This is a genomic window from Roseateles oligotrophus (assembly GCF_014204525.1).
GTDB classification, from domain to species: Bacteria; Pseudomonadota; Gammaproteobacteria; order Burkholderiales; family Burkholderiaceae_C; genus Paucibacter_A; species Paucibacter_A oligotrophus_A.
Genome location: NZ_JACHLP010000005.1, coordinates 170,014 through 195,714, shown reverse-complemented (window position 1 = coordinate 195,714; position 25,701 = coordinate 170,014). Strand labels below are relative to the sequence as shown.

At 64.1% G+C, this 25,701-nt stretch carries 21 protein-coding genes; 4 read left to right on the top strand and 17 right to left on the bottom strand.

The features are described 5' to 3' along the window. The first annotated feature begins 34 nt into the window (after nucleotides 1-34). A complete protein-coding gene (locus tag HNP55_RS13360) occupies nucleotides 35-247 on the top strand; it encodes an AbrB/MazE/SpoVT family DNA-binding domain-containing protein (RefSeq protein WP_184300085.1) in 213 nt (70 codons plus the stop codon). Continuing rightward, nucleotides 247-633, top strand: a complete 387-nt coding sequence (locus tag HNP55_RS13355) for a type II toxin-antitoxin system VapC family toxin (RefSeq protein WP_246448398.1) — start codon at nucleotides 247-249, stop codon at nucleotides 631-633. The genes HNP55_RS13360 and HNP55_RS13355 overlap by 1 nt, the downstream gene beginning before the upstream one ends. Here HNP55_RS13355 and HNP55_RS13350 read toward each other — a convergent pair. Beyond that, nucleotides 630-1,847, bottom strand: coding sequence for a glycosyltransferase (locus HNP55_RS13350; protein ID WP_184300083.1), 1,218 nt, complete (start codon nucleotides 1,845-1,847; stop codon nucleotides 630-632). The genes HNP55_RS13355 and HNP55_RS13350 overlap by 4 nt on opposite strands. Before the next feature lie 210 nt (nucleotides 1,848-2,057). Between HNP55_RS13350 and HNP55_RS13345 the strand changes: the two genes are divergently transcribed. Continuing rightward, nucleotides 2,058-3,737: an asparagine synthetase B family protein gene (locus tag HNP55_RS13345; RefSeq protein ID WP_184300080.1), complete on the top strand. Its 1,680-nt coding sequence runs from the start codon at nucleotides 2,058-2,060 to the stop codon at nucleotides 3,735-3,737. Here the strand turns inward: HNP55_RS13345 and HNP55_RS13340 are convergent. The 16 genes from HNP55_RS13340 to HNP55_RS13265 all read right to left on the bottom strand — a co-directional run bounded on the left by HNP55_RS13340 (nucleotide 3,734) and on the right by HNP55_RS13265 (nucleotide 24,334). Further along, complete coding sequence (locus HNP55_RS13340) at nucleotides 3,734-4,675, bottom strand: polysaccharide deacetylase family protein (protein WP_246448397.1); 942 nt, start codon at nucleotides 4,673-4,675, stop codon at nucleotides 3,734-3,736. The two genes, HNP55_RS13345 and HNP55_RS13340, sit on opposite strands and share 4 nt — an antisense overlap. Before the next feature lie 40 nt (nucleotides 4,676-4,715). Continuing rightward, entirely contained in the window at nucleotides 4,716-5,987 is a 1,272-nt protein-coding gene (locus HNP55_RS13335) for a putative O-glycosylation ligase, exosortase A system-associated (protein ID WP_184300075.1), read from the bottom strand. Continuing rightward, nucleotides 5,980-7,209, bottom strand: a complete 1,230-nt coding sequence (locus HNP55_RS13330; protein ID WP_348648703.1) for a glycosyltransferase family 4 protein — start codon at nucleotides 7,207-7,209, stop codon at nucleotides 5,980-5,982. The genes HNP55_RS13335 and HNP55_RS13330 overlap by 8 nt, the downstream gene beginning before the upstream one ends. Nucleotides 7,210-7,219: 10 nt before the next feature. Continuing rightward, nucleotides 7,220-8,395 (bottom strand): glycosyltransferase, encoded by a 1,176-nt coding sequence (locus HNP55_RS13325; protein WP_184300072.1) that lies wholly within the window; start codon nucleotides 8,393-8,395, stop codon nucleotides 7,220-7,222. A 7-nt stretch (nucleotides 8,396-8,402) separates the two neighbouring features. Further along, nucleotides 8,403-10,352: an XrtA/PEP-CTERM system amidotransferase gene (locus tag HNP55_RS13320; protein ID WP_184300069.1), complete on the bottom strand. Its 1,950-nt coding sequence runs from the start codon at nucleotides 10,350-10,352 to the stop codon at nucleotides 8,403-8,405. Nucleotides 10,353-10,484: 132 nt separating this feature from the next. Then, nucleotides 10,485-11,660 carry a TIGR03088 family PEP-CTERM/XrtA system glycosyltransferase gene (locus tag HNP55_RS13315; RefSeq protein ID WP_184300066.1) on the bottom strand — a complete coding sequence of 392 codons (1,176 nt, stop codon included), beginning with the start codon at nucleotides 11,658-11,660 and terminating at the stop codon, nucleotides 10,485-10,487. 8 nt (nucleotides 11,661-11,668) lie between these two features. Beyond that, entirely contained in the window at nucleotides 11,669-13,285 is a 1,617-nt protein-coding gene (gene xrtA / locus HNP55_RS13310) for an exosortase A (protein WP_184300063.1), read from the bottom strand. A 73-nt stretch (nucleotides 13,286-13,358) separates the two neighbouring features. Then, on the bottom strand, nucleotides 13,359-14,591 hold the full coding sequence (locus HNP55_RS13305; protein ID WP_184300060.1) for a TIGR03087 family PEP-CTERM/XrtA system glycosyltransferase: 1,233 nt from the start codon (nucleotides 14,589-14,591) through the stop codon (nucleotides 13,359-13,361). Between the two features lie 5 nt (nucleotides 14,592-14,596). Next, complete coding sequence (locus tag HNP55_RS13300) at nucleotides 14,597-15,643, bottom strand: FemAB family XrtA/PEP-CTERM system-associated protein (protein ID WP_184300057.1); 1,047 nt, start codon at nucleotides 15,641-15,643, stop codon at nucleotides 14,597-14,599. Further along, a complete protein-coding gene (locus tag HNP55_RS13295; RefSeq protein ID WP_184300055.1) occupies nucleotides 15,640-16,521 on the bottom strand; it encodes an XrtA system polysaccharide deacetylase in 882 nt (293 codons plus the stop codon). Before HNP55_RS13295 ends, HNP55_RS13300 begins: the two co-directional genes overlap by 4 nt. Nucleotides 16,522-16,629: 108 nt before the next feature. Next, a complete protein-coding gene (locus tag HNP55_RS13290; RefSeq protein WP_184300053.1) occupies nucleotides 16,630-17,709 on the bottom strand; it encodes an XrtA/PEP-CTERM system-associated ATPase in 1,080 nt (359 codons plus the stop codon). Nucleotides 17,710-17,712: 3 nt separating this feature from the next. Beyond that, entirely contained in the window at nucleotides 17,713-19,230 is a 1,518-nt protein-coding gene (locus HNP55_RS13285; protein ID WP_184300051.1) for a TIGR03016 family PEP-CTERM system-associated outer membrane protein, read from the bottom strand. Nucleotides 19,231-19,234: 4 nt separating this feature from the next. Then, entirely contained in the window at nucleotides 19,235-20,203 is a 969-nt protein-coding gene (locus tag HNP55_RS13280) for an XrtA-associated tyrosine autokinase (protein WP_184300049.1), read from the bottom strand. 1 nt (nucleotide 20,204) lies between these two features. After that, nucleotides 20,205-21,794, bottom strand: a complete 1,590-nt coding sequence (locus HNP55_RS13275; protein WP_184300047.1) for an XrtA system polysaccharide chain length determinant — start codon at nucleotides 21,792-21,794, stop codon at nucleotides 20,205-20,207. A 104-nt stretch (nucleotides 21,795-21,898) separates the two neighbouring features. Continuing rightward, nucleotides 21,899-22,489, bottom strand: coding sequence for an XrtA/PEP-CTERM system exopolysaccharide export protein (locus HNP55_RS13270; RefSeq protein ID WP_348648709.1), 591 nt, complete (start codon nucleotides 22,487-22,489; stop codon nucleotides 21,899-21,901). Between the two features lie 312 nt (nucleotides 22,490-22,801). Next, the gene (locus HNP55_RS13265; RefSeq protein ID WP_246448396.1) at nucleotides 22,802-24,334 is read right to left on the bottom strand and encodes an FAD-binding oxidoreductase; all 1,533 of its coding nucleotides are present in this window, start codon (nucleotides 24,332-24,334) and stop codon (nucleotides 22,802-22,804) included. A gap of 222 nt (nucleotides 24,335-24,556) precedes the next feature. On the opposite strand from HNP55_RS13265, the gene HNP55_RS13260 reads away from it, so the two are divergent. Continuing rightward, nucleotides 24,557-25,525, top strand: a complete 969-nt coding sequence (locus HNP55_RS13260; protein ID WP_184300043.1) for a PEP-CTERM sorting domain-containing protein — start codon at nucleotides 24,557-24,559, stop codon at nucleotides 25,523-25,525. The last annotated feature ends 176 nt before the right edge of the window (nucleotides 25,526-25,701 follow it).

Here is a 25,701-nt window from a genome sequence, read left to right as displayed (position 1 = left end):
TACCAAAGTCCGATCGATGACCGAGGGTAAGTTCATGAACAGTACTGCCACGCTGTCGAGCAAGTTCCAGATCTCCATCCCCAAAGCCGTGCGCGAGAAGCAGCGTTGGGAGGCTGGGCAGGAGTTCGTCTTCATCCCCAAGGGCCAGGGTGTGCTGGTGATGCCTGTGCCCGAACTGAGCCAACTGGCCGGCATCGCCAAGGGCGCGCGCAGCGAGGGCTATCGCGACCGCAAAGACCGCTACTGATGGCCGGCCCTTGCGTGGTCGATACCTCGGCCTGGATCGAATGGCTATGCGCCACCGCTCTGGGCCACAAGCTTGGCAAACAGTTCCCGGACAAAGACCTATGCATCGTGCCCACCATCGTGCAACTTGAGCTGTCGAAATGGCTGCTGCGCGAAGCGGGCGAGGATCAGGCCGACCAGATGATTGCCTACACGCAGAAATGCGTCGTCGTGCCGCTGGACACGAGCATCGCCCTGCTGGCGGCCGATCTGCACCGTGAGCACAAGCTGGCTACCGCAGATGCCATCGTCTATGCGACCGCCCGGCACATGGGAGCGAAACTGCTGACCTGTGATGCGCACTTCGAGGGCCTGCCGGACGTGGCCCTGTTTCCGAAGCCGGCCTAAACCAAGCCCTCCAACAAGCCCGCCAACGCCGCCGAGCGCCTGGCTCTGGACGCGGCGGCCACCACCTCGGCCGCGGGCAGCGAGGCCGTACCGACCCGCAGCCGGGCCAGCCAGGCCGGCACAGCCGCGGCGATGGCCGGCGCAGAGTCCAGGGGCAGGATGTCGCCCAGCCCGGCCGCCCGCAAGGTGGCGGCGGTATCACCGGCCGCGTCGGTCAAGGCCAGAATCGGCCGGCCGGCGCGCAGATACTCGTAGAGCTTGGCCGGCACCTGGGTATTGCAATTGGCCGCCTGCAGCAGCAGCAAGGCATCGGCCGACATCATCTCGGCCAAGGCCTCCTCATAGGGCAAGGGCGGGCAGAGTTCGATGAAATCGGCGGCGCCCGCCGCCTCGGCCATGCGGGCCAGCTCATCGTCATGGGCCGAGCCACGGAAGCGCAGGCGCAGCTGGGCCGGGCTCAGCTGGCCCGTGGCGGCGAGGCTGGCCAGCGCGGCAAACAAGGGCCGTGGATCGCGCTCCCAGGGGTAGACGATGCCGCTGTGCAGCAAGATCAGCGGGCCGCCCGGCGGCCTGGGGCCGAGTTTGCACTCGGCGGCCAGAAAACTCGCCTCGTCATAACCGTTTTCCAGCAAGGAAATATCGGCCGCCCGCAGCGGATACCGTTGCCGGTAATAAGCCAGGGCGCCCGGGGTGGTGAATGTGCAATGGCGGGCGCGATCAAAAACAATTTGCTCGACGCGCCGGTATGAGGCCCAGATTTTCGGATCGCGGGGATATTCATCGTGCGCCATCGGGTCGCGGAAATCCGCCACCCAGGGTAGGCCCGAGCAGCGCTGCAAATCGGCCGCGATCAAATGCGCGCTCGCAATCGGGAAGGTCGACCAGATCAGCGCCGGCCGGTACCGCCTGATCATCTGCAGGCCCAGGCGCAAGCCATCCAGGCGCCAGCTCAGCCAGCGGTCGGGCCGCGCCAGCCAGCCGGGGTAGCGGCCAAGGAGCGAGAGATCACGGGCCGTGTCCAGGGCAAAGGCACGCCCTACCACCAGCTCTGGGGGGATCTCGCCCAGCAAATCGCTGCTGGTGCTGGGATAGGCCCGGGGATGGGTGCTCAAGACCAGGGGCTGCCAGCCATGCGCCGGTAATTGTTGCGCGAAACGCAGGGTTCTCTGGATGCCGCTGCTCCCCGCCAAGGGGGGGAAATGGTAGGCAATCATGAGAACTCGACGATTCAATGGGGCTCCGCGCAAAATCCGTGGGCCATGATACTTGAGCCAAACCCCTGGTTCCGCCCCCCGTAAACAAAGGGTCGCCGCGCTTACTCTGGCCCAAATCCAGGCCGCGCCCATCGGGTATATTCGCTCGGCCTTCCAGATACTGCCGCGCCGGTATCAAAAACTCCTTCCGTTTCCAGATCAAGACCGCAAATGACCGCACTCTCCCGCACCTTGTTGACCGGCAGCCCTCGTTTTGGCGCAGCGCAGCTGGCACAGATGCAGGAAGCCCAGGGCAGCGAGAGCGCCTGGCGGCAGGCCTTCGAAGGCGGAGCCAACCCGGCCCAGGCCCTGGCCGGCATCCAAGGCAGCTTCGCCCTGGGCCTGGACCTGGCCGACGGCCGCAGTGTGCTGGCGGTGGACCGCTTCGCCATCGAAACCCTGTGCTACCGGGTGGTCGGCAATGAGCTGCGCTTTGCCAGCCGGGCGGATGAATTGGCCGAGGGCGCCGAGATCGACCCGCAGGCGATTTACGACTACCTCTACTTCCACGTCATCCCGGCGCCGCGCACCATCTTCAAGGATGTGTTCCGCCTGCCGGCCGGGCACTTCGCGGTTTTCTCGGAAGGCAAGCTCAGCGTCCAGCCCTTCTGGACGCCGGACTTCCAGCCCCTGGCCAAGCCCGACTTCGGCACGCTCAAGAGCGAGTTCCTGCAGGCCCTGGCCGACTCGGTGCAGTCCCAGCTGGACGGCAGCAAGCCGGCCTGCTTCCTGAGTGGCGGCACCGACAGCTCCACCATCGCCGGCATGCTGGCCCGCGTCAGCGGCCCAAGCGGACAAAGGCCCGCCAGCTACTCCATCGGCTTCGAGGCCGAGGGCTATGACGAGATGGCATACGCCCGCCTGGCGGCCAAGCATTTCCAGACCGAGCATCACGAATACTATGTGACGCCCCAGGACCTGGTACAAAGCATCCCCCTGGTGGCCGGCTTCTACGACCAGCCCTTTGGCAACTCCTCCGCCCTGCCCGCCTACTACTGCGCCAAGATGGCCAAGCAGGACGGGGTCACCAAGATTCTGGCGGGCGACGGCGGCGACGAGCTCTTCGGCGGCAATACCCGCTATGCCAAGCAAAAAGTCTTTGGCGTCTACGAGGACATCCCGGCCGGCCTGCGCGCGGCCCTGGTCGACCCCTTGCTGCTGAACGGCGTGGCCGAGGCCACCCCCTTGCTGCGCAAGGCCAGCAGCTATGTGCGCCAGGCCAAGGTGCCCATGCCCGACCGCCTGCAGACCTATAACCTGCTGGAGCGCCTGGGTGTGGCCGAGGTGCTGTCGCCCGCCTTCCTGGCCTCGGTCAATCAAGCCGGGCCGCAGGCCCAGCAGGCGCAGGTCTGGGCCGCGCCCAAGACCGCCCATCTGGTCGACCGCATGCTGGCCTTCGACTGGCGCTACACCCTGGCCGAGGCCGATCTGCCCAAGGTGCGCGGCACCACCCAGCTGGCCGGTCTGAGCGTGGGCTTCCCCATGCTGGACGAACGCATGCTGGCCATCGCCCTCAAGCTGCCGGGCGACTACAAGCTCAAAGGTCTGAAGCTGCGCTGGTTCTTCAAGGAAGCACTGCGCGGCTTCCTGCCGGACGAGATCATCACCAAGAAGAAACAGGGCTTCGGCCTGCCCTTCGGCGTCTGGGCCACCCGCCATGCGGAGCTGAAGGCCTTGGCCGCCGCCTCGCTGGAAAGCCTGGTCGCACGCGGCCTGGTCAATCAGCGTTTTGTGCGCCAGCTGCTGGACCAGCGCCTGGCCGAACACCCCGGCTATTACGGCGAGATGCTGTGGATCCTGATGATGCTGGCGCAGTGGCTGCAAAAACACGCGCCGGGCTACAAGGTCTAAACGATCAAATTGCGCATCAAGCGCAGGCCGAAAGCGCTCTTTGAGGCGTCCCAGGGCGTGAAGCGCTGCAGCTGCAGCGGGTCGGCGCCGGGGCCGGAGGCGCCCCAGGCGGTGGACACGGCGGTCTGGAAGCCCAGCTCGCGCACCATGGCCACATGCTCGGGCGCATAGTCCCGGCCGGGCTTGCCGTTAGGGTAGGCAAACAGCGTGCAGGGCTGGCCCAGCAAATCCTCCAGATAGCGCTTGCTGACTAGGATTTCCTCGCGTGCCAGCTCAGGCGCCGTCCTGGCCAGAATGGGATGCGAGACCGTGTGCGCGCCGATCTGCATGCCGGCCTCGGACAAGCGCCGCACGCCATCCGGGCCCATCATCAAGGGCTCGCTGAGCAGCGCGCCGCTGCGGGCCAGCAGGTCTTCCGTCGCGGCCAGGCGCTGCTCAACGGCCAAATATTTGATCTTGCCGATGATGGCCTCAATGGCCGCGCGGCGGGATGCCGCGTCACTCAGGCGGTAGCGGCCATGCTCGCCAAAATCCAGCTCGGCCAGGCGGCAGTGGCGCAGAGACTCGATCACCGTGTCATTCCACATGCGCCCGCCCTGCAAAAAGCCGGTGGCGATGAAGAAGGTGGCGGTCAGGCCGTGCTTTTGCAGAATCGGCAGGGCGATCTGCTGGTTGTCGGCATAGCCATCGTCGAAGCTGATGCAGCAGGCGCGCGCGGGCAGCCGGCCTTGGGCCAGCAAGTGCCCGGCCTGATCCAGGGGCAGGACCTGGAACCAGGCCTTCAGCCAGGCACAGATCTGGTCAAAGCGCTGGGCATGGACCTCGTCGGGAAAAATCTCGTCCGGCCGCGGCAGCACGCGGTGAAAAATCAGTATCGACAAACGCCCACGGGCCGCAGTGGCCGAGAGCAGCTTGAAACCCAGACGCATGAAATCCATTGGCGAGCAAAAGTAAAGAAGTGAAGAGCGTGGCCGAGTGTCAAGCCAGACGAGGCCTCTGCGGCGCGGACGGCAGCGGCTCCTTGACCTTGCCATCCATCAGCCGGCAGGCCAGCACCACCAGAATCATGATGTTGTAGGGCAGGTCGTAATAGGACAGGCTCAGGAAGGCACCGCCCACCAGATAGCCCACCAGGCTCACCTGGCACATGGCGCCCAGGTCGGAGAACCACTGGGTCTCGGGCTTTTTGCGCCCCTCCCGGTAGAGCCGGCCGGCCGAACGCCAGACGAAAAACCACAGCAGCAAAAAGATGAACAGGCCCACAAAGCCATGCTCGCCCAAGACCATGAAATAGATGCTGTGGGCCGCATGCACGTCCAGCGGGTCGGGGGCGTAGAGCGCGAACAAAGTCCCGGCGCTGACCATGAAGCCACCGCCAAAAAAATTGTGCGAGGCCAGGTTGAAGGCCATCCACCAGGCATTGATGCGCCCGCCGGCCGAGGTGTCCTGCTCATAGGTCTTGATGGTGGACATGCGCTCGGTCCAGCTGTCCGGCATGAAGATGACCAGGGCCGCCCCCAGCACCAGCAGCAGCAAGCCCATCTGCGCCTTGTTCTTGCCCCGCCACCACAGCACCAGCGTCATGGCGGCGATGGCCAGCAAGGCTCCGCGCGACTGGCTGCCCAGGGCCGAGGCGGCGCACAGCAGCATGGCCAGGCCGAGGCCGCGGCGCATCCACTTATTGCTGGCATTGAGCTGCAGAAAGCGGATCAAGGGGATGGTCATCACCAGGGCCAGGGCGACCTCGTTATTGCCCTCGATATAACTGCCCTCGGGCCCCCAGACCCGGTAGCTACCACCGGTGGCAAAGGTGAACAAACCGCCCTTGACGCCGTAAAAACCCAGCGAGCCCACCAGCACCCAGGTCAGGGCAAAGATGTGCTGGCGGGTGTAGAGCACGGCCAGGGCGACCAGGATCATGAAGTCGATCTTCATGACCCGCACCCAGAGGTCAAAGCTGCGGTCGAAGAAGAAGGAGAAAGGCAGGGTGATGCACATCCACAGCATGAACAGCATCAAGACCCCGGTCTCACGGCTGACGAAGTAGTGGATCTTGTCCTTGGTGGCGAAGATGCCGACCAGGGTCGAGCCGGCCATGGCGGCGGCCACCGGCAGGGAGTTCAGCACCCAGCTATAGGTGTGCGGATTCATGATGCTGACCCAGGTCCAGCCCATGATGCCTATCCAGGGATGGCGCAAGGCCTTGATCATCAGCCACAGCAGGACCCCGCCCAGAATCAGGTCACGCATCGCGCCCCCCGCCCTGCGTCCGGGCCCGGCTCAGCCGGCCGAACAGGTCCAGCTGGGCCTGGGTCGTCGCGGCCCAGCTGAAGCCTTCGGCGAAACGGCGCACCTCGGCGCGATCGGGCATGGCGGCCAGCAATTGCTCCAGCTCATGGGCAAAAGCCTGACCGCTGCGCTGCCCGACCAGGCGGCCGGCCACCGGCTCCGACACCACCTCGGGCGTGCCCCAGATATCGCTGGCGACCACCGGCGTGCCGCAGGCCATGGCCTCCAGCAAGACATTGGCCCAGCCCTCGCGGCTGGAGGCGAGGATGAAGATGTCGGCCGCGCTATACCAGCGGTAGAGCTCGGCATTCGGCTGGGCGCCGGGCATGCTCAAGTGCTGGGCCACACCCAGCTGCTCGGCCAGGGACTGCAGATTCTTGCGCTCCGGGCCCTCGCCCACGATCACCAGCCTGGCGTCGGGATAACGCGGCAGCAGCCGGGCCAGGGCCTCGATGGCCAGGTGATGGCCCTTGCGTTCAATCAGATAGCCCACCGACATCAGCAGGGGCGAGCCCTGCAAGCCCAGTTCCTCGCGAACCCGGGCCTGCGGCACGGGCCGGAAGCGCTGCAGGTCCACGCCGTTGCGCATCACATGCAGGCGCTCCGCGGGGATCTGCCAGCCGCGCAGCACATCGACCAGGGCCGAGCAAACGCCGATGGAGGCCTGCGCCCGGCGCGCCGCCCACTGCATCATCTTGCGCGGCAAGGTGTATTCCGGGATCAGGTTCAGGTCGGTGCCGCGGGCGGTGATCGTGAGCGGCTTGTTGAAATGCCGGGCCAGCATGGCGGCGGCCACGCCATCGGGGTAGTAGTAATGAGCGTCGATCACATCGAAATCAAAGCCCTCATCCAGCAATTGCTGCACGGCCGCCTTGGCGCCCAGATAAAGCCCCAGCGGCGCCAGGCTCATGCCTATCTTGGGCAGCAGGCCGTAGCGCGGATGCAAGACCTCGATGCCATTGCGATGCTCGCGCGCCGGGGTCTTGGCCATCAGGGCGTACTCGCCCCAGCGGCCATCGGTGGAGGGAAACCAGGGCACGGGGGCGACGACGCGGGATTCGATCTGGCCGCTGGCAATCAGCTCGCGCAAACGGGTTTCGACAAAGATGCCATGGCCCGGCCGCACGCTGCTGGGGTAGAGCGTGGAGAAGGTCAGGACACGCAGTTTTCGGGGCTCGGTCACGGCAGCGGGCTCACTTCTCTTTGTTCTTGTTTTGCAGGCTTTGGAACAGGCCCAGCACCCGGGCCGCATGCTGCACCCAGGTCAGTTGCTTGGCCTTGATCACACCGGCCGCGGCCGCGGCCACCCGCTCGCGCAGGGCGGCGTCCTCGCACAGCTGATCCAGGGCTTTCTCGATGCCCTGGGTGTCCAGCGGATCGTAGAGCACGGCATCCACGCCGGCGCTCAGGATCTCGTGGTGATTGGGCTGATCGGGCGCGACGATGGCCTTGCCCAGGGCCAGGTACTCGAACAAGCACAAGGGCGAGGCATAGGGCACCAGGGCGGTCTGCAAGCCGATGTCAAAGGCCATGGACAAGGCGGGCACCTGCTCGCGCGGCACGGCACCGGTGAAGCTCAGGCGCTCGGCCACGCCCAGCTGGCGGGCGCAGGCCTCGATCTCGGCGCGCGCCGGGCCGTCGCCTATCACCATCAGGTGCACGGGGTAACGCGGCGCCTGCTTGGCCACCCAGGCCATGATGCGGTCCAGCCTGTCCCACTCGCGCACAAAGCCGGTGAAACCCACCACCAGCTTGCCCTGCAGGCCCTGGCCGGCCTTGGCCTCGTCCACGCTGGGCAGATGCTGGTAATGCGCCAGATTGATGGCATTGGGAATGACCTGGATGCGGGCGGGGTCCAGGCCCTTGCCCACCATATAGTCGGCCAGCACCTGGGTCACGGGCAGCAGCAGATCGGCCTGCCGCCAGACATAGAGCTCGGCCCAGTCGGCCAGGCGCGGCCAGGACAGGCCGCCGTACTCGCGCCGCTCCACCGCCATCGGCGCATTAACCTCCAGAATCAGCGGCAGCTTGAAGCGCTTCTTGGCCCAGATGCCGGCCAGCAGATAGAGGTTGTAGCGTTCGTAAATGCCTTCCGGACTGTGCTGGCGGATGGCAGCACTCAGGCGGCGATAGGCAATCCAGGAATAAGCCAATTCGGCCAACTCGTAGAGCTGGCGCGGCAGCAAGGCCTTGAGCCGCCCCACCCAGCCGGGGCTGCCGCCACCGGCCTCGGCCGGGCTGTCGGAGCCGACCGAGGGCGCGCATTCGATGACCTCGGTGCCCAGGGCGCGCAGGCCCAGAATCATCTCGGTGATATGGGTGGACTGACCGTCTTTGGAGGCCGTGCGGTGGTGGTAGAGAATCTTCATCAAACGATCAAACCCCGACCAATTCGTTCCGAGCCGCGAGCTTGGGCAGGCCGCTGGCGGCGCTGCCGTCCATCACATTGCGCAGAAAGGCGTCATACATCAGCAAGCTCCACAAGGGCGTGCTGTGGTCGCGCGAGCCGCCCTCGTGCTGCTCCACCATCTGCGCAATCGTTGCTTGATCGAACATGCCGGACTCGACCAGCGGCCCGGCCAGCAAGGCCCCGCGCACCCGCTGGCGCAGCGGGCCGCGGAACCAGCGCGCCAGCGGCACGGCGAAGCCCATCTTGGGGCGATACATGATGTCGTTCGGCAGATAGGGCTCCATCGCCTTCTTCAGCAGGAATTTGCTCTCGCCATTGCGTATCTTCAGCGAGGAGGGCAAGGTGCCCAGCCACTCGACGATCTCGTGGTCCATCAAGGGCTCGCGCACCTCCAGCGAATGGGCCATGCTGGCACGGTCCACCTTGGTGTTGATATCGCCGACCAGATAGGTCTGGGTATCGATGTACTGGATCAGGGCCAGCGGGTCGTCGGTGCCGGCATGGGCGGCGTGGCGGCTGAAGACCTCGCGGGCCGTGTAGCCGCCCAACTCGGCCTTGAAGGACTTGCTGTAGAGCTTCGATCGGTCCGCATCGCGCAGCAGGGACATGCTGTGGAAATAAGCCTGCACCGAGTCGCGTGCCAGCGCTTCGAACGTGGTCTTGGCACGGAAGACGCGCGGCGCCCAGTCGGCCTTGGGATAGAGCTGGCCCAGGGTGCCGAAGAGCGGGCGGCGCAGGCCTAGCGGCAAGGCCGAGCGCATGCGCTCTTCCATCAGATGCAGCTTGTAGCGGCGGTAGCCGCCAAAGGTCTCGTCGCCGCCATCGCCCGACAAGGCCACGGTCACATGCTTGCGCGCCAGTTGGCAGACCCGGTAGGTGGGGATGGCCGAGCTGTCGGCATAGGGCTCGTCGTAAAGCCGGGCCAGGGTGTCGATGAGGTCGAAGTCGTCGCTCTGCACCGTCTCGACCCGGTGGTTGGTGTGATAGCGATCCGCCACCGTCTGCGCGAAGGCGGCCTCGTTGAAGGCCGGGTCCTCGAAGGCGATGGAGCAGGTGTTGACCGGGCCGCCGGACTGCTGGGCCATCATGGCCACGACGGCGCTGGAGTCCACGCCGCCGGAGAGGAAGGCACCCAGCGGCACCTCGGCAATCATGCGCAGGCGTATGGATTCCTGCAGGCGGCGCGTCAGCTCCTCGCAGGCCTCGGCCTCGCCGATCTTGGCGTCCAGCGAGAAGCGCACATCCCAGAAGCGGCGCGGCTCACCGACCGGCTCGCCGCGACGTATCAGCAAGCTATGGGCCGGTGGCAGCTTTTTGGCCTGTTTGAAGATGGTGCGTGGCTCGGCCACATAGCCCAGGGCGAAATACTCTTCCACCGCCAGCGGGTCGATGTCGCGGCGCAGGCCGCCATGGGCCACCAGGGACTTCAGCTCGGAGCCGAAGAGCAAAGTGCCATCGTCCAGCAAGGCGTAGTACAAGGGCTTGACGCCCAGGCGGTCGCGCGCCATGAACAGGGTCTGCTTGTTGCGGTCCCACAGCGCGAAGGCGAACATGCCGCGAAAGCGCTGCACGCAGTCCACGCCCCAGGACTCCCAAGCGTGCACGATGACCTCGGTGTCGCTCTTGGTCTTGAACTGGTGGCCCAGGGCCTGCAGCTCGGGGATCAGGCTCTGGTAGTTGTAGATCTCGCCGTTGAAGACCACCACCACCGACTCGTCCTCGTTGAACAAGGGCTGCTGGCCGGTGGCGATGTCGATGATGGACAGGCGGCGATGGCCGAACCCCAAGCCGGGCTCCAGATGCAGGCTGCCCTCGTCGGGGCCGCGGTGATGCTGCGAATCGTTCATGCGCTGCAAAACCGCCGCGCTCATATCGCGCTTGCCGCGGGTGTCAAAAAAGCCGGTGATGCCGCACATAGTCTGCTTCGCTATTGAAATAGGACTTACGCAAAATTGTCGCAGCAAGGCAGAGCGCCGCAGACAGTACACCTGGTACGGCAAGGTGCTCGAACGCCGCTGCGGCGGTTTTGCGTAAGGCCTGTGAAAAATTCAAACATCAAAAGTCTTTGCTCCGGCCACGCCCTGCTGCTGGCACAGCTGGTCGTAGACGCAGGCATAGGTCTTCATCATGGCCCGCATGCTGAACTGGGCCAGCACCCGCGCCCGGCCGGCCTGCCCCAGGGCCTGGGCCCGGGCCGGGTCCAGGGCCAGGGCTTGCAAGGCGGCCGCCATGCCCTGCGCTTGCGCGGGCGGCACCAGCAGGCCGGTCTGGCCTTCCAGCACCAGATCGGCACTGCCGCCGACCTGGGTCGCCACCACGGCCAAGCCACAGGCCATGGCTTCAAGAATCGTATTCGATATGCCCTCGGCCAGGGAGGGCAAGGCAAAGCAATGCAGGCCGCGCATCACGGCCGGCACATCGCTGCGCTCACCCGGCAGCCAGGCCAGCTCGGCCACGCCGGCCTCCGTCAGCAAGGCCTGGGCCTGGGCGCGCAAGGGCCCCTCGCCCACCATCACCAGGCGCAGGCGCTCGCGCAGCTCGGGTCTTTGCTGCAGCAGCTGCACAAAGGCGCGGGCCAGCATCAGCTGATCCTTCACCGGCGCCATGCGGCCCACAGTGCCGACCAGCCAATGCCGGGCCGGATCGAATGGACAGCCGGGGATGGGCTGGGGGCCGCCCTCGGCCGGCGCAAAGCGCTGCGTGTCCACGCCGTTATAGGCTTGGGTGATGCGGGCCGGCTCCACATGGACGGCGCGCTGCAGATAGTCCGCCAGATCGCGTGACAAGGCGATATAGCGCTGCACCAGCGGCCGGTAGAAGCGCCGCACCCGCTGATGGCTGAGATTGCTGCCGTCCAGATCCGTGACGTCGCGCCCATGCTCGCCGTGGATGCGCACCGGCACACCGGCGGCCCAGGCCGGCAGCTGCACCTCCAACGCGGCCAGATTGCGGCTGTGCACGATGGTGGGCCGCAGGCGGCGGAACAGGCGGAACAGTTGCGGGAACAGCCAGAAGCCATGGCCCGGCTTTTTGTGCAAGGAGATGAACTCCACATCCGGGCGTTGGATGCGTTGCCTGAAATCGGTCACCTCGGTGAGTGCCAGCACGGCATGGCGGTAGGCGTGGGCCGGCATATGGTTGATCAGATTGACCACGCCGTTCTCCAGCCCGCCGGTGTCGAAGCGGTACATCACATGCAGCACCAGGGGGCGGCTGTCCCTCACCGACCCGCTCATCGCGCCCCCTGGGCCAGGCCCGCGTCACGCTGGGCCCGCAGGCTCGCCTCGATCTGCGTCCAGTTGTCCCGCACAAAGCGCTGCAGCAGGGCGTCGTCCTGGCCGGCCTGCGCCTTGTTGGCGTACAGAATAATCACAGCAGCATCATCGCCCTGCCCCATCAGGCGGTAGAGGGCGCCGTAGAGCTTGGCCTGCCAGTCCTGACTCAGCACCCGGCCGTTGACCCAGTAAAGCTGCCAGACCCGCAGGCGCGATTGCAGATCGGCCTCGTTCGAACCATGGCCCAGGGCGCTACCGCGCAGCTCGGCCGTGCGCAGCGGCAGCGGGCCGGCATCGAGCGCCAGCTCCCTATGACCGCTGGACACCTGGGCCCAGTCAGGGTCCTTGGAGCGCACCAGCACATTGTTGGAGCTGATCAGCTTGCTCTCGAAGCCTTGGTGGCGGTAATAGCCCAGATAGAGGCCGACCTGCATGCCATCGGCCTGGGCGTAGCTGGCCTGCAATGCGGCCGCGGGCTGCTCGAAGGCGGGCTTGAATTGCGGCGCCGCGTCGGCGCGCTGCTGCCAGCCCGGGCCCACCAGATCCCTTGCGCTGAGCTGGGGGGGCTGGCTTGTGCTGCTGTGCGCCAGGCGGGCCACCAGCAGCTGCGGCAGGGCCAGCAGGCCGAGCAATAGCAAGGCGCTGGCCCAGGGCAGCCAGGCAGGCAGGGCTTGTGTCGGAGGGCGGCCGCTCGAAGCAGGCACTTCGGCCGATACAGCGGGCGCAGCATCGGACTCGGACCAGCGCGCGCCTATCATGAACATGGCGAACATCACGACGCCAAAAAAAGCCCAGCCATAGATCAGATGATCGGCCCCGGCCGCCAGCTTATTGCCCGAGAGATGGCCCAGCATGACGATCAGATAGGCCCGCATCCAGTTGGCGGCCAGGGGCAGGACGATGGCCACGCCGACAAAGATCCAGCGCCGCGCCAGCGAGCGGTAGTTCAGGTAGGCGAACAAGGTGCCCACCATCACCGAAGCCATCAGATAGCGGATACCGCTGCAGGCCTCCACCACCGACCAACTGCCCGTGGGGATGACGAACTGCAAGCCCTCGCGGAACACCGGCACCCCGCTCAGGCGCAGGGCGGCGACGGTGAAGTCCGCCGTCCACTCCATCAGCTGGGGCATGATGAATTCGCCGAAAGGCACGGCGAAGAACAGAAAGCCCAGCGGGAAAGCCAGGCTGCGCGCCACCGCCCAGCCCAGGGTCGCCGGCACGAGCAGGATCAGCATGGCGGTGAAGGCGAACTGGGTGGCCGCATTGACACTCGCCAACTCACCCAGCAGCCACAGCAAGCCGGCCAGGGCCAGGGGCAGCAGCGCACTCAAGGCCGGGCGCGGGTCGAGCCGGGCCAGGGCGGCGCGCTGGCGCCAGATCAGCCACAGCGAGAGCGGCGGCACGACAAAAGCATGGGCAAAGGTCTCGGAGCGATGCCAGATCTCCACCATGGCCAGGCCGGTGCCGCGGAACAGCAGCAGCACGCCCAGCAAAGCCAGGGCAAAACCCGGCAAGGCCTGGCGCCAGGCCGGCGACAAGCGCAGGGGCGCGGCTCGCAAGGCCGCGCTCATTGGTGCACCCTTCGGCCTGCGGCCTGTCCCGCCATGCGGGAGCGAGCTTGCTTGGGGCGGCCCTGCGCGGCGCTCATGCCGCCACCTGTTCTGGCTGGGGGAGCAAGGAGGCCAGATGGCGGTCAATGCCGGAGAGATGCGCCGCCCAGCTATAGCTGGCCAGCACGCGGGCACGGCCGGCCGCGCCGATGCGGGCGGCCTGGGCAGCGTCTTGCAGCAGGCCGTCCAGCTGACGCACATAATCCTCGGCCTCGACGGCCGCCAGCAGCTCCTGCCCTTCGGTGGCGGCAATGGCTTGGACACAGCTGCCCGCGGCCACCACCGGCCGGCCCATGGCCATGGCCTCCAGAATCTTGTTCTGAATGCCGCGCGCCAGGCGCAGCGGTGCCACCACGGCGGCGGCATGCTGCAGATAGGGGCGCACATCGGGCACGGTGCCGGTGACGCTGACCGCCTCGCCCGCCAGGGCCTGCACCGCGGCCGTGGGGCTGCGGCCGACGATATGGAAGTGCAGCGTCGGCCACTGCTCGCGCAGGCGCGGCAAGACCTGGTCGACAAACCAGATCACCGCATCGGCATTGGGCCAGTAGTCCATGGCGCCGGTGAAGACCAGCGGGATCTGGCCCGCCGCAAACGGGCTGACGCAGTCCGTACGCGGACTGAAGAACTCGGCGTCAACGCCGTTGCACAGGGGCTCGACGGCCGCCTGCAGGCCGGGCGTCAAGTCGCGGAAGAGCTGCACCTCCTTGTCGGTGACGAAGAAAGAGCAGGCGGCGCGCTCGGCGCTGCGGCGCTCGAAGGCCAGCAGCTCGCGCCCTTCCCGGCCGTAAAGCCAGGACAGGGGCCAGGCGTGGGCACGGCCGTAGTCGCGCCATTTGGCGGAATCCACATCGACGAAATCGACCAACATGGGCAGCTGACGCAAGCCCTCCACGCCCTCGACATACTGGGCCATGGGTGAGGAGAACACGATCACGGCGTCGATTTTCTGCGTGGCCACGAGCCGGGTGATCCAAGCCGCCAAGCCCGCGTCGCGGTAGAAAGGCAGGCTCAAGGCCTCGCCGCTCAACAAGCCGCGCAAGGACTTGAGCTTGGCCAGGCGCGGCTTCAGCGCGCTGGCATGAACCTCGGCGCAGAGGCCGCGCAGCTTGTCCAGGTATTGCCAGTCCTCCTCGTCGTCGACAAAAGTGCCGAGGAAGACGCGATGCTGGGCGGCCAGATGCTTGAGCAGATGGAAGGAACGCACCTTATCGCCCTTATTGGGCGGGTAAGGCAGGCGGTGCACGAGGTAGAGGATATTCGCCATGCGATTCAAGCCAGATTGCGCACGATGTGCGGACCCAGCCAGTTCACCAGCCCCAGAGGCAGGCGGCGCCAGGTCTTGATCAGCAACTGGTACTTGGCGTTGGAGGGGTTGTTCTGCGGCACGGCCTCGCGCTTGTACAGGCAGTACTCGTAGTGCAGGGGCGTGGGCTCGAAGCCCCAATTCTTCTTGAAGGAATAAGAGCCCGTGCCCTGCTTGGAGCGGCCGTAGTCGAACACCTTGAGCCCGCGCGCGCAGGCGCGGCGCATCAGCTCCCAGTATTTGAAATCATTGGCGGCCAGGTCGCGGGCCGACTCATCGTCGCCCGCGTAATAGGGCAGCACCTCGTCGCGGAAGTAAAAGCTCAGCACCGAACTCAGCGCCCTGCCCTGGGCATCGCTGACGGTCAGCACCTCGGCGTCGGCGCCGAACTCGTCCAGCAAGGCGGCGAAATAACGCTTGGGCATGGCGGGTGTGCCGTGGCGATGGACGTTGTCGGCGTAGAGCGCGAAGAAGCGGTCGACATGACTGTCCAACTGGCTTTGCAGACCGTTCTTGATGCCTTTGCGCACCATGGCTCTTTGCTTGCGCGGGATGGCCAGCATATTGGCCTCTTCCTCGGCCAGGATCTGCTTGCGGAAGGTGACGTAGAGGTCCTGCCGGGGCCAGTCGGCATGGCGGGGCTGCAGATTGCGGAACTCCAGATGCTCGACGTCCTGGCGGCGGGCGATGGCTTGCGCCTCCTGCTCCAGGGCCTGGGCGGCGGCCTCGTCGCTGGCGGCCACACCGCCGTAAACGGCAAAGGGCAAGGCCACCAGGGAATGGCCGAACAAACGGCTCCGCACCTCACCCAGGGGCAGCACGCCGACGATCTCGCCCGCACGCTCAGCGTAGAGGAAGAAGGCCTGGTGACGGAACACCTCTTCGACCATGCGCAGCCAGCCGGCGCGGTGGAAGAAGGTGGCTTGCGGGCAGGCCAGCACAAAAGCGTCCCAGCGCTGCGCCGTGACTCGGTCGCCCGCCTTCAGGCGGTGGATCTGCAGAGCAAGACTCATGCGACGCGGGCCTTTTGCTCGACGGCAGATGGGGCAAGAAAGATCTCGTCCATACGGCCCCAGGCGAAGTCGCTCAGCAGCTGGGCGATGCGGTCATGGGTGCGCGGAATATTGACGTAATGGCGGAAACGCGTCTTGGCGTCGATGCCCGCGATGCGCGGCTGCCCGGCATCGATCTCCCAGGGGTGGAAGTAGAAGACGGCGGACTGCTGGTCCTGGGTGTTGACCTGGCGGATCATCCAGCGCGACAAGGCATAGGGCAGCAGGCGGAAGTAGCCGCCGCCGCTGGAGGGCAGGTTTTTATTCATCACCCGCAGCGTCGTAACGGGCACTTCCAGCAGACCCTGGCGCACCGGGTAGGCGAAGCGCGGCGAGTCGGGCATGCCGTAATGGTCGTGCCGAATGGGGTAGACGCTGGAGCTGTAGCGGTAGCCCTGCTCCAGCAAGACATCAAAAGCCCAGAGATTGTTCTCGCCAATCGAAAAGCTCGGTGCGCGATAGCCCAGCACGGCCTGGCCGCCCAGGTCTTCCAGCAGCTTCTTGGCCCGGCCGATATCTTCGGCAAAGGCCGCTGGCGTCAGGTCGCTGACGCGCTCGTGGCCCCAGCCATGGCTGGCCAATTCATGGCCTTGCTCGACGATGGCGCGCAGCATCTGCGGGTAGCGCTGGGCGATCCAGCCCAGGGTGAAGAAGGTGGCCTTGCATTGCTTGGCGGCCAGCAGGGCCAGGATGCGCTCGATATTGCGCTCGACCCGGCATTCGCGGGCATCCCAGTCGCTGCGGGCGATATAGGGCGCAAAGGCCGAGACCTGGAAGTAATCTTCCACGTCTATGGTCATGGCATTGCGTATCACCTGGGGGCGGGTTGCCATCAGCATAGAACCCTCGTCTTCATAGCGCTTGAATTCCTTTTCTTGCGGCCCCAGAGCTTGTGCCTGAGGCCAGATGGCGGGGCGCCGCGATGCCACGACAGGCGCCCTGCCCGTTCAGCCGACCTTGACGGACTCCACCAGCTTTTGCAACAAGCTGAGCGTCTGCAGATTGAGCCGCTCCAGGCGGATCAGGCTGCTCTCGAAGCGTTGCAAGCGATCCTCCTGCGCGTCCTGCCCCAAACCCGCGAACTGCGCGCTCAGTCCCGCCACATCCGCCGCACTCAGGCGCAGACGGCTGCCGTCGATCCCGGCCGCCAGCGACGCATCCAAATCGGCCAGTTGGAGGCTGGCCCCGTCCTGAACCGCGGCCGGCCGGCCCGCATCGACTTCTTGCGCAATATCGAGCAGGGCCTCGTCCACATCGGCCAAAGCCAGATGGGTCTTGCCCGACATAAAACCCAGCAGCAGCAAGCGGTCGCACAGGGAATTGATGCGGCGCGGGATGCCGCCGCTGGCCTTGTAGATGGCCGGGAAGGCCTCGGCCTCGAAGCTGGGTTTGCCGGTGCTGCCGGCGCATTTCAGGCGGTGTTCGATATAGCGCTGGGTCTCGTCCTCGTCCAGCGGGCCGATATGGCAGGTGGCCGCCACGCGCTGGCGAAACTGCTCCATCTCGGGCTTTTGCAGAATGCCGCGAAACTCGGGCTGGCCGACCAGAAAGGTCTGCAGCAGAGACTGGTTGCCGAACTGGAAGTTCGACAGCATGCGCAACTCCTCCACCGCCTTGGCGCTGAGGTTCTGGGCCTCGTCGACGATCAGCAGGCAGCGCTTGCCCTGGCTGGCCTGGTTGACGAAGAAGGCTTCCAGACTCATCAGCAGCTCGGACTTGGGCAGGTCCTTGACCCGCACACCAAAGGCCGCGCCGACCAGGCGCAAGGTGTCCTCGGCATCCAACTGCGTGGTGACCAGATTGCCTATCACCACATTGCTGCGGTTGAGGCTGTCCAGCAGACCGCGCAAGAGCGTGGTCTTGCCGGCGCCGATCTCGCCGGTGATGACGATGAAGCCGTCGTTGCGCAGCACGCCATAGTCCAGATAGGCCTTGGCGCGGCGGTGCTGCTTGCTGCCGAAATAAAAATTCGGATCCGGGCTCAGCTGGAAAGGCTTGCTGCTCAGCCCATAAAAAGACTCGTACATGGGCTAGAACTGCTGAAGGATGTTGGCGAATACGGCGGACTCGCGGTAAGGGAAGCTGGTGCTGCTGAAGCGTGAATGCCTGGCCCCCAACTGCCCCGAGAGGCGTGGGCCCAAACGCCAGGTCCAGTTGGCCGTGGCCGAACGCAGCGTGCTGGCAAGGCCGGCTTGGTCGCTCATGCCGTCGGACTGGGTCAGCGTCAGGCTGACACCCGAGATGGGCGTCAGCTGGTGGGTCGCGGTCAGCGAGTAACTGCGCTGCACGACCTTGCTGGTCAGGCTCAGATCGCCGGTGCTGGGCATGCTATTGCCCAGGCGTTGGGTGGAGGTCTGTGTGACCGAGCCGGTCAGGCTGCTGCGCACGCCCTGGGTGGTGAAGGACAGGGTCTGGCTGCGGCTCAGGGTCGGGCCGCCGGTCAGAAAGCTGGCCGTGGCGATGGCATCCGGGCTCATGCCGCGGCTGCGCAAGATTTCACGCACCAGGGCGTCGCGCTTGACCGGATCGGGCTCGATGGAGCTGTACTGGGCCGACAGCAGGTCGTAGTTGGTGTTTTGGCCGCTGGGCGCGCTGCCGCCACCGGTGGAGGCCGTCTGGGTGTCGGAAATCCGCAGGCTGGACCGCGGCCAGCGATGGTCAAAGCTGATCAGATGGGAGTTGCCGTAAGCATGGTGCTGCCAGTCCAGGGCCAGATTGGTGATGGGCGAAGGCGACCAAGTTGCACTCAGGCCGTAGTTCTTGCTGTTCTGCATTTGGCCCGTCAGATAGTCGCTGCGCTCCAGACCGCCGTTGACGCCGAACAGCAGGTCCACATCGGGCCGGTACTTGAGGCCAAAAGTGGCGGTGGACAGCTTGCTGTCTGCCCCGGCCCGGTAATGCGATTGGAGGCTGGATGCGTTGGCCCACCAGCCCAGCTTGGCCATGCCCTCGCTGTCCAGGCGCAGGTTGGCGCTCAGGCTGCTGCTGTCGCCAACGATGGAGTCCTTGGTATTGCTCTCCGCCGCATTGCCACGCAATTCGAATCTGGCGAAGCCGCCCAGGCGCCCGCGCAGATAGGGCGAGAGATTGGCGGTGGCCACCTCGGTCCGATTGGGATTGCTCAGATTGCTGCCCGGCGTCTGCTGCGCAAAGGCCGAGGCCACCTGCTGGGAGATCGAGGCATTGCCGTCGACGTAGAACAGGTTCTCGATCAACTCGGCCACGCCGCGCGCCGCCATGGCCTGCTGGTTCCGGTTCTTCTCGACGCTCTTGGTGTAGAGCACGCCGCTGAGCGAGTAGTCCAGCGAACCTTTGAGGCGGCCGGTATTGCTGACGATACTGATGCCCGGCGTCACCATGGTGATCAGGGCGGCGTCACGCGCCGTCGAGCTCAGGGTGTTGTTGTCCGTCCAGGTCTGGCTGATATTGAGGCTGGGCGTGAAGCGAAAGCCCTGGCGGCCGGAGGCCTCGGCCTGATCCAGGCTTTGCGCCTGCAGCGAGGCCGAAGCCGCCGCCGTCAAAGCCAGGCACAGCAGATGGGGACGCATGGACTCAGCTTTTCGGCGCTTCATTCGCATATCCATAGCCGTAGCCATATCCATAACCATAGCCACCCATGGCGTTATTGCTGGACTGATTCAGCAGCATCATCTTCAGCGGGCAGGACTCGATGGCCGACAAGGCCTGCAGCACCGCGCTTTGCGGCGTCCGCTCCGCCTGCACCACCACGACGATCTGGCCCATATGCGAGGCCAGCACGCGCGATTCGGTGGTCAGCAGCAAGGGCGGCGAATCAAAAATGATGATGCGGTCGGGATAGCGGTTCGCCATATCGTCCAGCAGATGGCTCATCGCGTCGCTGGCCAGCAACTCGGTGGCACGGGGGTGCGGCGTGCCGCTGGGCAGGAGCGTCAGCTTGTCGATATTGGTACGCAGCATCACACTGGCCATGTCCACCGAATCCTCCAGCACATCCAGCAAGCCCGGGCCCTGCGGCAGGCCCAGCATGCGCAGCACCGAGGGGCGCGCCACATCGGCATCGACCAGCATGACGGTGTTGTCCATCTCGGCGGCAATGCTCAAGGCCAGATTCAAGGAGGTGAAGCTCTTGCCCTCGCCGGGCAGCGCGCTGGTCACCATGATCAGATTGGCGTGGTTGAGCGTGGCCGCGCCCTTGCCCATGGCATTCTTGATCAGGGGGCGCTTGATCACCCGGTACTGGTCGGCAATATGGGAGCGGCCGGCATTGGGCGTCAGAAAGCCTTGCGCGGCCAGCGCGCTGAAGTCCAGTTCCACCCGCTTGCTGGCCGGATGATGGGCAGGGCTTTGCGGCGGGCTCGGCGGCGCCTCCGCCTCGCGCTGCGGCGTGTTGCCGAAATGGGCCGGCGCCGGTGTCGGATGCGTGCCCGGGCTTGAGGCCGGCGCTTCCGAGGGATGCGCGCCCGCAAGCTCGGGCATGCTGGCACCGGCCTGGCGCAATTGCTCCAGGCGCTGGGTGGCTTGTTCGATCAGGCTACTCATATCAACCTACCTGCCTGTTTATCAAGATTGCCATAACGGCCAGACCGATCGCAAACAAGGCCACAAAACTCGCCGATGCCGCGGCGAAGCGCAAGATGTCCGCACGCTGGCGGCGGCGGTCGCCGTCGCTCACCAAGCGGGTGACAACGCCCAGAATGGGCAGGTCCACCTTGGCGCGCAGCTCGTTGACATCGTGAAACACCGGGCGCAACTGGCTGGCCGCGAAGGCCGCGAACAGGCCCAGCAAGATCGAAGCCGCCATCACGCCGGCCAGCAGCAGCAGCCGATTCGGCGCCACCGGCTTGGGCGAGACACGGGGCGGATCAATCAGGCGGAAGTCCGCCACGCCCGAGGCCACATCCAGCTCGCCGGAGATATTGGCGGACTCGCGGCGCGACACCAGGTCTTCGTAATTCTTCTTGTGGATGGCGTAATCGCGGTTGAGCTGGGCACCTTCGGCCTCCAGCTGGGGCGCTGTCTTGACCGCGGCCATGGCCTGGGCATAACGACTGGAATACTCGTCAACCCGGGCCTTCAGTCCGGCAACCTGAACCTCGGCATTGGCCAGCAAGCGCGCCATCTCCTGCGCGGCCATGCTGCCACCGCCGCCCACACCACCGACGGTGGGAGCGTTCATGGCCTGCTTGCGCAGCTCTTGCACTTCCTTGCGTTTTTGCGCTTCCAGATCCTTGATCAGCTTGCGGGTGCTGATGATGTCGGGATGCTGCTCGGTATAGCGCTGCAGCAGCGAGTCGAGATTGCGATTCTGGGCGTCCAGGCGGGCATCGATCTCGGGTGTCGACACCGCCGTGGCCGATTCCTGCAAAACGCTTTGCACCGTGCCAGTGCTGCCGCCGCGCGAGCGCTCGCCTTCCAGTTGCTGGCGGGCCGCGTCGCGGGCATTCACCGCCTCGCGGTACTCCAGGCGGGCGCGGTCCAGCTGCGTGCTCATCTCGCTCAGGCGGGCAGCGGAATCCTTGCCGTCACCCGACATGGTCTGGATATTGCGCAGGCGGAATTCCTTCAGCCGGGACTCGGCTTCCTCCAGCTTGGCCTCGTAGGTCTTGATCTGCTCGTTGATGAAGGTCGTGGCCGTCGCCGTGTCCTTGCGGCTGGAACCGACGCTGGAATCCAGAAAGATGGATACAAAAGCCTGCACCGCACGCTTGGCGCTGTCCTGATCGGTATCCCGGTAAGCCAAGGTGTAGAGGTTGTCGCGCGCCGTGCTCTGGATCGACAGGTTCTTGGTGACGGTGTCAATCGTCGCCTCCTGCTGCGCCTTGGACTGATTCTTCAGATCCAGGTCCGCCATGCGGACCAACTTCTCCACATTGGGTCGGCTGATCAAGGTACGGCTGAGCATCATCACCTGCTGCTCGACATTGGGCGTGACGGCCACACCCGACATCAGCGGCTTGAGGATGGACTGCGTATCCACATAGATACGCGCGCTGGCTTCATAGCGATCCGGCAGGACCAACACGACCACCGCACCAATGGCGCCGGCCACCCAGGCCACCGCAACGCCGGTCCAGCGATGCTTCCACATCGACTTGGCGATGGAGAGCAATTGAGCGATCAACAAATCCATTGAGACAGGTTCTCGAGTTCAGCGCGAGCCAGGCCGCAGCGTCTGGAAAATCGGAGCCCGAGCGCGGCACACGGCCACGCCCTGGGCGAAAGCAATCCGCGGGATCAGAAGAAGCTCTGCGGGATGATCAGAATGTCGCCCGGCCGCATCTCGACATTGGCCGACACGTCACCGCGCTTGATCAGGTCCTTGAGACGGACGGAGTACTGCTTGTTGCCATCTGATGAGCGAACAATGGTGGCGTCATTGCCTGCAGCAAAGTCGGTCAAACCACCCACCGCAATCATCACATCCAGCACGGTCATCTTCTGCTTGTAAGGCAGGGCCTGGGGCTTAGAGGCCTCGCCAACCACCCGAATTTGTTCGCTATATAGCCCGACAAAGCTGGTCACAATCACGGTCACAACCGGATCGCGCACATATTTGCTCAGCTGTTTTTCAATATCTCGGGCAATTTCGACAGAATTCTTACCCTGCGCCACCAACTCATCGATCAAGGGTGTCGAAATCTTCCCATCCGGCCGCACCGGCACGGCCATGGAAAGCTCGGGATTGCGCCAGGCGATAACGTTCAGGGTATCGCCCGGTCCCACGATATAGCTATAAGCGTCATTGGAGGCAATTGCCGGAGCGGGCTGCAAACGCCCTGAACTCGTCGAGCAAGCGGCCAAACCCAGCACCAGCACCGCAAACACGCAGGCAAAAACACCGCGCAATTGAAAGTTTGTTTTAGTTTCCAAGACAATTCCTCTCGTCAATAGGCAAGCCTGAGCCGCGATGCAGCCACCCGTCGCAGCGCCATTGAACCACAGGCGCAGGCGCGAAAAACGTCTCCGATACGCTAGGACAACAAGTCTTCCGTGATCCAGTGCCTAGATCGCCTTCAGCCCCCCCTGAACCCGGGGGCTAAGGGGAAAAGTCACGCAGCCCATATTGCCTGTTTTTTCAGCAACACAGGCGATGCAGAACCACGCTTACGATCACCATTTGCTGGCACCCAAAGTCATTCAAGCAAGGTTGTAGTGCCCCGGCGAAATGATATGGTCAGGATCGAGCACTTCCTTGAGTTGACGGATCGTTCGCCAATACTCGCTGTCGGCAGAAACAATTTTATCCATCATGTCTACACGCGCCCTGTAAACCTCCAACTTGCGGCTCCTGATCAATTCATGCAATGCATTTGCACAAGCTTTTGCATTGGCACAAGCTGACACATCGGAACGATCAAACAAGATATTCGTAACCGCCACCATTGAGTTCTCCGTCTCAATATTGATGGTTACAAAGAGTTGATGGCCAAAATCCTTGGCCCGAGCGCTCATTTCCTCGACCGTCTTTGCGACAAAATGACCGTCCATGGGCAGCGCAGGACTGATAAACAAGATGCCGCATCTTGTTTGATCCAGATCTTGCGCCGGGAGGTCCGGCCGACCAAACTTCCAGAGCAGGTTGTCAATCGCCACATCTGTCGGCACTCCCGAAGCCAAGCCGTGGAGGGGTCTAATGGCTGCGATAGCCGCAGCGTTGGCCCTCGCCCACCGGATGATCTTGAAGGCATTGAATAAGCCGTAGCCAAAATTGAGCTTGCCATCATCGATGTCCATCACACGTGCAATTCCGCGCAGGCGGGAGCGCACTTCGGTAAAAGCCGCGCGAACCTGAGCACGTGTCCCGGCAATGCCCCCAAGACTTGTCCACTGATCTGGAGCAACTATCTCCAGTACGCCCTCAGCCTCGCGAATCAGATCTGCCGGCCTCACCGAACAATGCGTCTCCAAATAATTGACGATGCCATGCATAAGACTGGCTCGCGTCCGGGCCCGATTGCCAATGTGGGTCACGGTGCCCATGATGCGTTCCCTCTTCAGGGCCGCCAGAATCTCAATGAATTGAGGCAAATCTCGCTCATTTCGAAGCGCAATAGAAACCGCAATTTGCCGTGCAGGCCTGGGAAGCAACTTAAAGCAAGCGCTGGTCACAATGCCAAAATTCGCCTGAAAGAACAGCCCGTCCAACATTGGACCTAGACCAAAAGGGTGGCAATGTGCCAACGGCGACTCCTCACCCAGCCGACGAAAACCGGTCCTCACAATTGCCCCGGCACCGGTGACCACCTCCAGACCAAACAAGTCCTCTCGCCGCGGGCCGAAATACCCAACCCCCCGATCGAGTGCGTTGCCAATCAAGCTTGTATCCCGGGCTGAACCCGTCACATTGAACATCAAGCCTGGATGATGGACTCGCAAAAACTCGGCCAGCTGGCCCTGGCTTACACCTGGCTCCACGACGGCTACAGGATTTTTCTGTGAAATTTCATTCGCATTGAGAATGCGACGCATGCCACTCAGATCGACAAGCTCGACGCCCTTGGGGATGTCCGCAGCAGTCCCGTAACCCCAATTTAGCCCGGTCGACAGGGGATGGAGAGGGATCTTTCTCGATCTCGCATCCCGGATCAATGCCTGGACTTCCTGCGTGGATACGGGCCTATGCACCACCCGAGACCGCAAGCCCCCAGACTGAACGTCGCTCGACACCATTTGCCACCCCCAAAATTTGCCCCGGCCTTGGTCGCAAAAATTCTTTTCCGAGGCAGGGATTACACCACCAATTGTTCGTTGATCGAGTGTCGAGTTTTTTTACATCGCCCCTTCCAACTCGGGCAGAAATTACAGCAAGCTATTGATTTAATTAAGATTTTTAGCCCTGGCATCCTTTCTGCTTAGATTCAGCTGCCTCTTTATCTCAACCGGGGATTGCACATGAAACTCAAACTGTCATCTGTTGCCGCTGTCGCTGCCCTTGCCGCAGCCTCATTCGGCACCCAAGCCAGCGTTATCGCCATGGCCGAACTCAGCGTCAGCACCTTGGCTGTTCGCAATGTTACCGATCCGAGCAACATCACCTTCCTGTCTAGCAGCGACATCACCATCACCGGCGGCTCCCGCGTCAGCAACAGCAAGGCTGTCCTGAATGGCGTGCAGGCCAATGGCGCAGACTCAGTTGCCAGCGCAACCGGCAGCGCCGACGCTGCGATGCAGTGTGTGGGCGCCTGCGGCAACGCTGCTCTGCTGGCTGCTTATGGTGGTGTTCTTTCCGAGAATCATTCCAGCCATATCAGCAGCCCCATCGTCCCTGGCGTGAACTACGCCCTGGGCGATAGCTCCATCTCCGGCAGTGCAATCTCTGGTGGCGCAGCAGGCTTCACGCGTGCCAATGGTCAAGTTGCCACGGCAACCAACTACTCGAACGCAAACGGCAATCTGCAAAACGAGATTTCTGCACAAGCCATCTTTACCGCAAATTCGACGATCACTGCTGACTTCTTCGGCGTCTATGACGCTTATGTCCGCACCTTTATCGATGCGGTACACTACGGTGGCTTTGGCAGCGCGTCTGCGACTGCTACCAATCAGTTCACGCTGAGCGTCTTCGACGAAACCGCCGGCGTGTTCCTGCAGTTTGCGGGTCAAGATGTGTGGCGTCCGGCACAGTGGAATCGCAACATTTCCACTAGCACGGCCAATAACGGCTCGGCCAAGGAATTCCATGACCAAGGCGTCTTGGACTCCCCCGACGTTATCCTGACAAGCGGCCATAGCTATCAGCTGACCATTGCCCAAAACAGCACCAGCAATCTGAATGCGATTCCGGAACCAGCCAGCTTGGCCTTGGTCGGCTTGGCACTGACCGCACTGGGCTTTGCTCGTCGTCAAAAGTCCATTCGCTAAGCGGAGCTCCCAAGAAACCAAAAGGCCCCGCATTGCGGGGCCTTTTTTATTGTGCGTCCTGCTTACAAAATCAAAAAAAACGCTCACCACAGTTTTGACCCAGATGGCTGGGATGAGCGCAGGGCAATTGCATGAAGGCCTCTCCAGTTATTTGCCCCCTTAAGGCCCCAGCACCG

Coding starts and splice junctions, on each gene's coding strand:
- xrtA (WP_184300063.1), bottom strand. CDS start 13,285: ATGAGCGCGGCCTTGCGAGCCGCGCCCCTGCGCTTGTCGCCGGCCTGG.
- HNP55_RS13260 (WP_184300043.1), top strand. CDS start 24,557: ATGAAACTCAAACTGTCATCTGTTGCCGCTGTCGCTGCCCTTGCCGCA.
- HNP55_RS13345 (WP_184300080.1), top strand. CDS start 2,058: ATGACCGCACTCTCCCGCACCTTGTTGACCGGCAGCCCTCGTTTTGGC.
- HNP55_RS13305 (WP_184300060.1), bottom strand. CDS start 14,591: ATGGCGAATATCCTCTACCTCGTGCACCGCCTGCCTTACCCGCCCAAT.
- HNP55_RS13300 (WP_184300057.1), bottom strand. CDS start 15,643: ATGAGTCTTGCTCTGCAGATCCACCGCCTGAAGGCGGGCGACCGAGTC.
- HNP55_RS13350 (WP_184300083.1), bottom strand. CDS start 1,847: ATGATTGCCTACCATTTCCCCCCCTTGGCGGGGAGCAGCGGCATCCAG.
- HNP55_RS13275 (WP_184300047.1), bottom strand. CDS start 21,794: ATGGATTTGTTGATCGCTCAATTGCTCTCCATCGCCAAGTCGATGTGG.
- HNP55_RS13285 (WP_184300051.1), bottom strand. CDS start 19,230: ATGCGTCCCCATCTGCTGTGCCTGGCTTTGACGGCGGCGGCTTCGGCC.
- HNP55_RS13325 (WP_184300072.1), bottom strand. CDS start 8,395: ATGAAGATTCTCTACCACCACCGCACGGCCTCCAAAGACGGTCAGTCC.
- HNP55_RS13360 (WP_184300085.1), top strand. CDS start 35: ATGAACAGTACTGCCACGCTGTCGAGCAAGTTCCAGATCTCCATCCCC.
- HNP55_RS13340 (WP_246448397.1), bottom strand. CDS start 4,675: ATGGATTTCATGCGTCTGGGTTTCAAGCTGCTCTCGGCCACTGCGGCC.
- HNP55_RS13335 (WP_184300075.1), bottom strand. CDS start 5,987: ATGCGTGACCTGATTCTGGGCGGGGTCCTGCTGTGGCTGATGATCAAG.
- HNP55_RS13295 (WP_184300055.1), bottom strand. CDS start 16,521: ATGCTGATGGCAACCCGCCCCCAGGTGATACGCAATGCCATGACCATA.
- HNP55_RS13320 (WP_184300069.1), bottom strand. CDS start 10,352: ATGTGCGGCATCACCGGCTTTTTTGACACCCGCGGCAAGCGCGATATG.
- HNP55_RS13290 (WP_184300053.1), bottom strand. CDS start 17,709: ATGTACGAGTCTTTTTATGGGCTGAGCAGCAAGCCTTTCCAGCTGAGC.
- HNP55_RS13280 (WP_184300049.1), bottom strand. CDS start 20,203: ATGAGTAGCCTGATCGAACAAGCCACCCAGCGCCTGGAGCAATTGCGC.
- HNP55_RS13265 (WP_246448396.1), bottom strand. CDS start 24,334: ATGGTGTCGAGCGACGTTCAGTCTGGGGGCTTGCGGTCTCGGGTGGTG.
- HNP55_RS13355 (WP_246448398.1), top strand. CDS start 247: ATGGCCGGCCCTTGCGTGGTCGATACCTCGGCCTGGATCGAATGGCTA.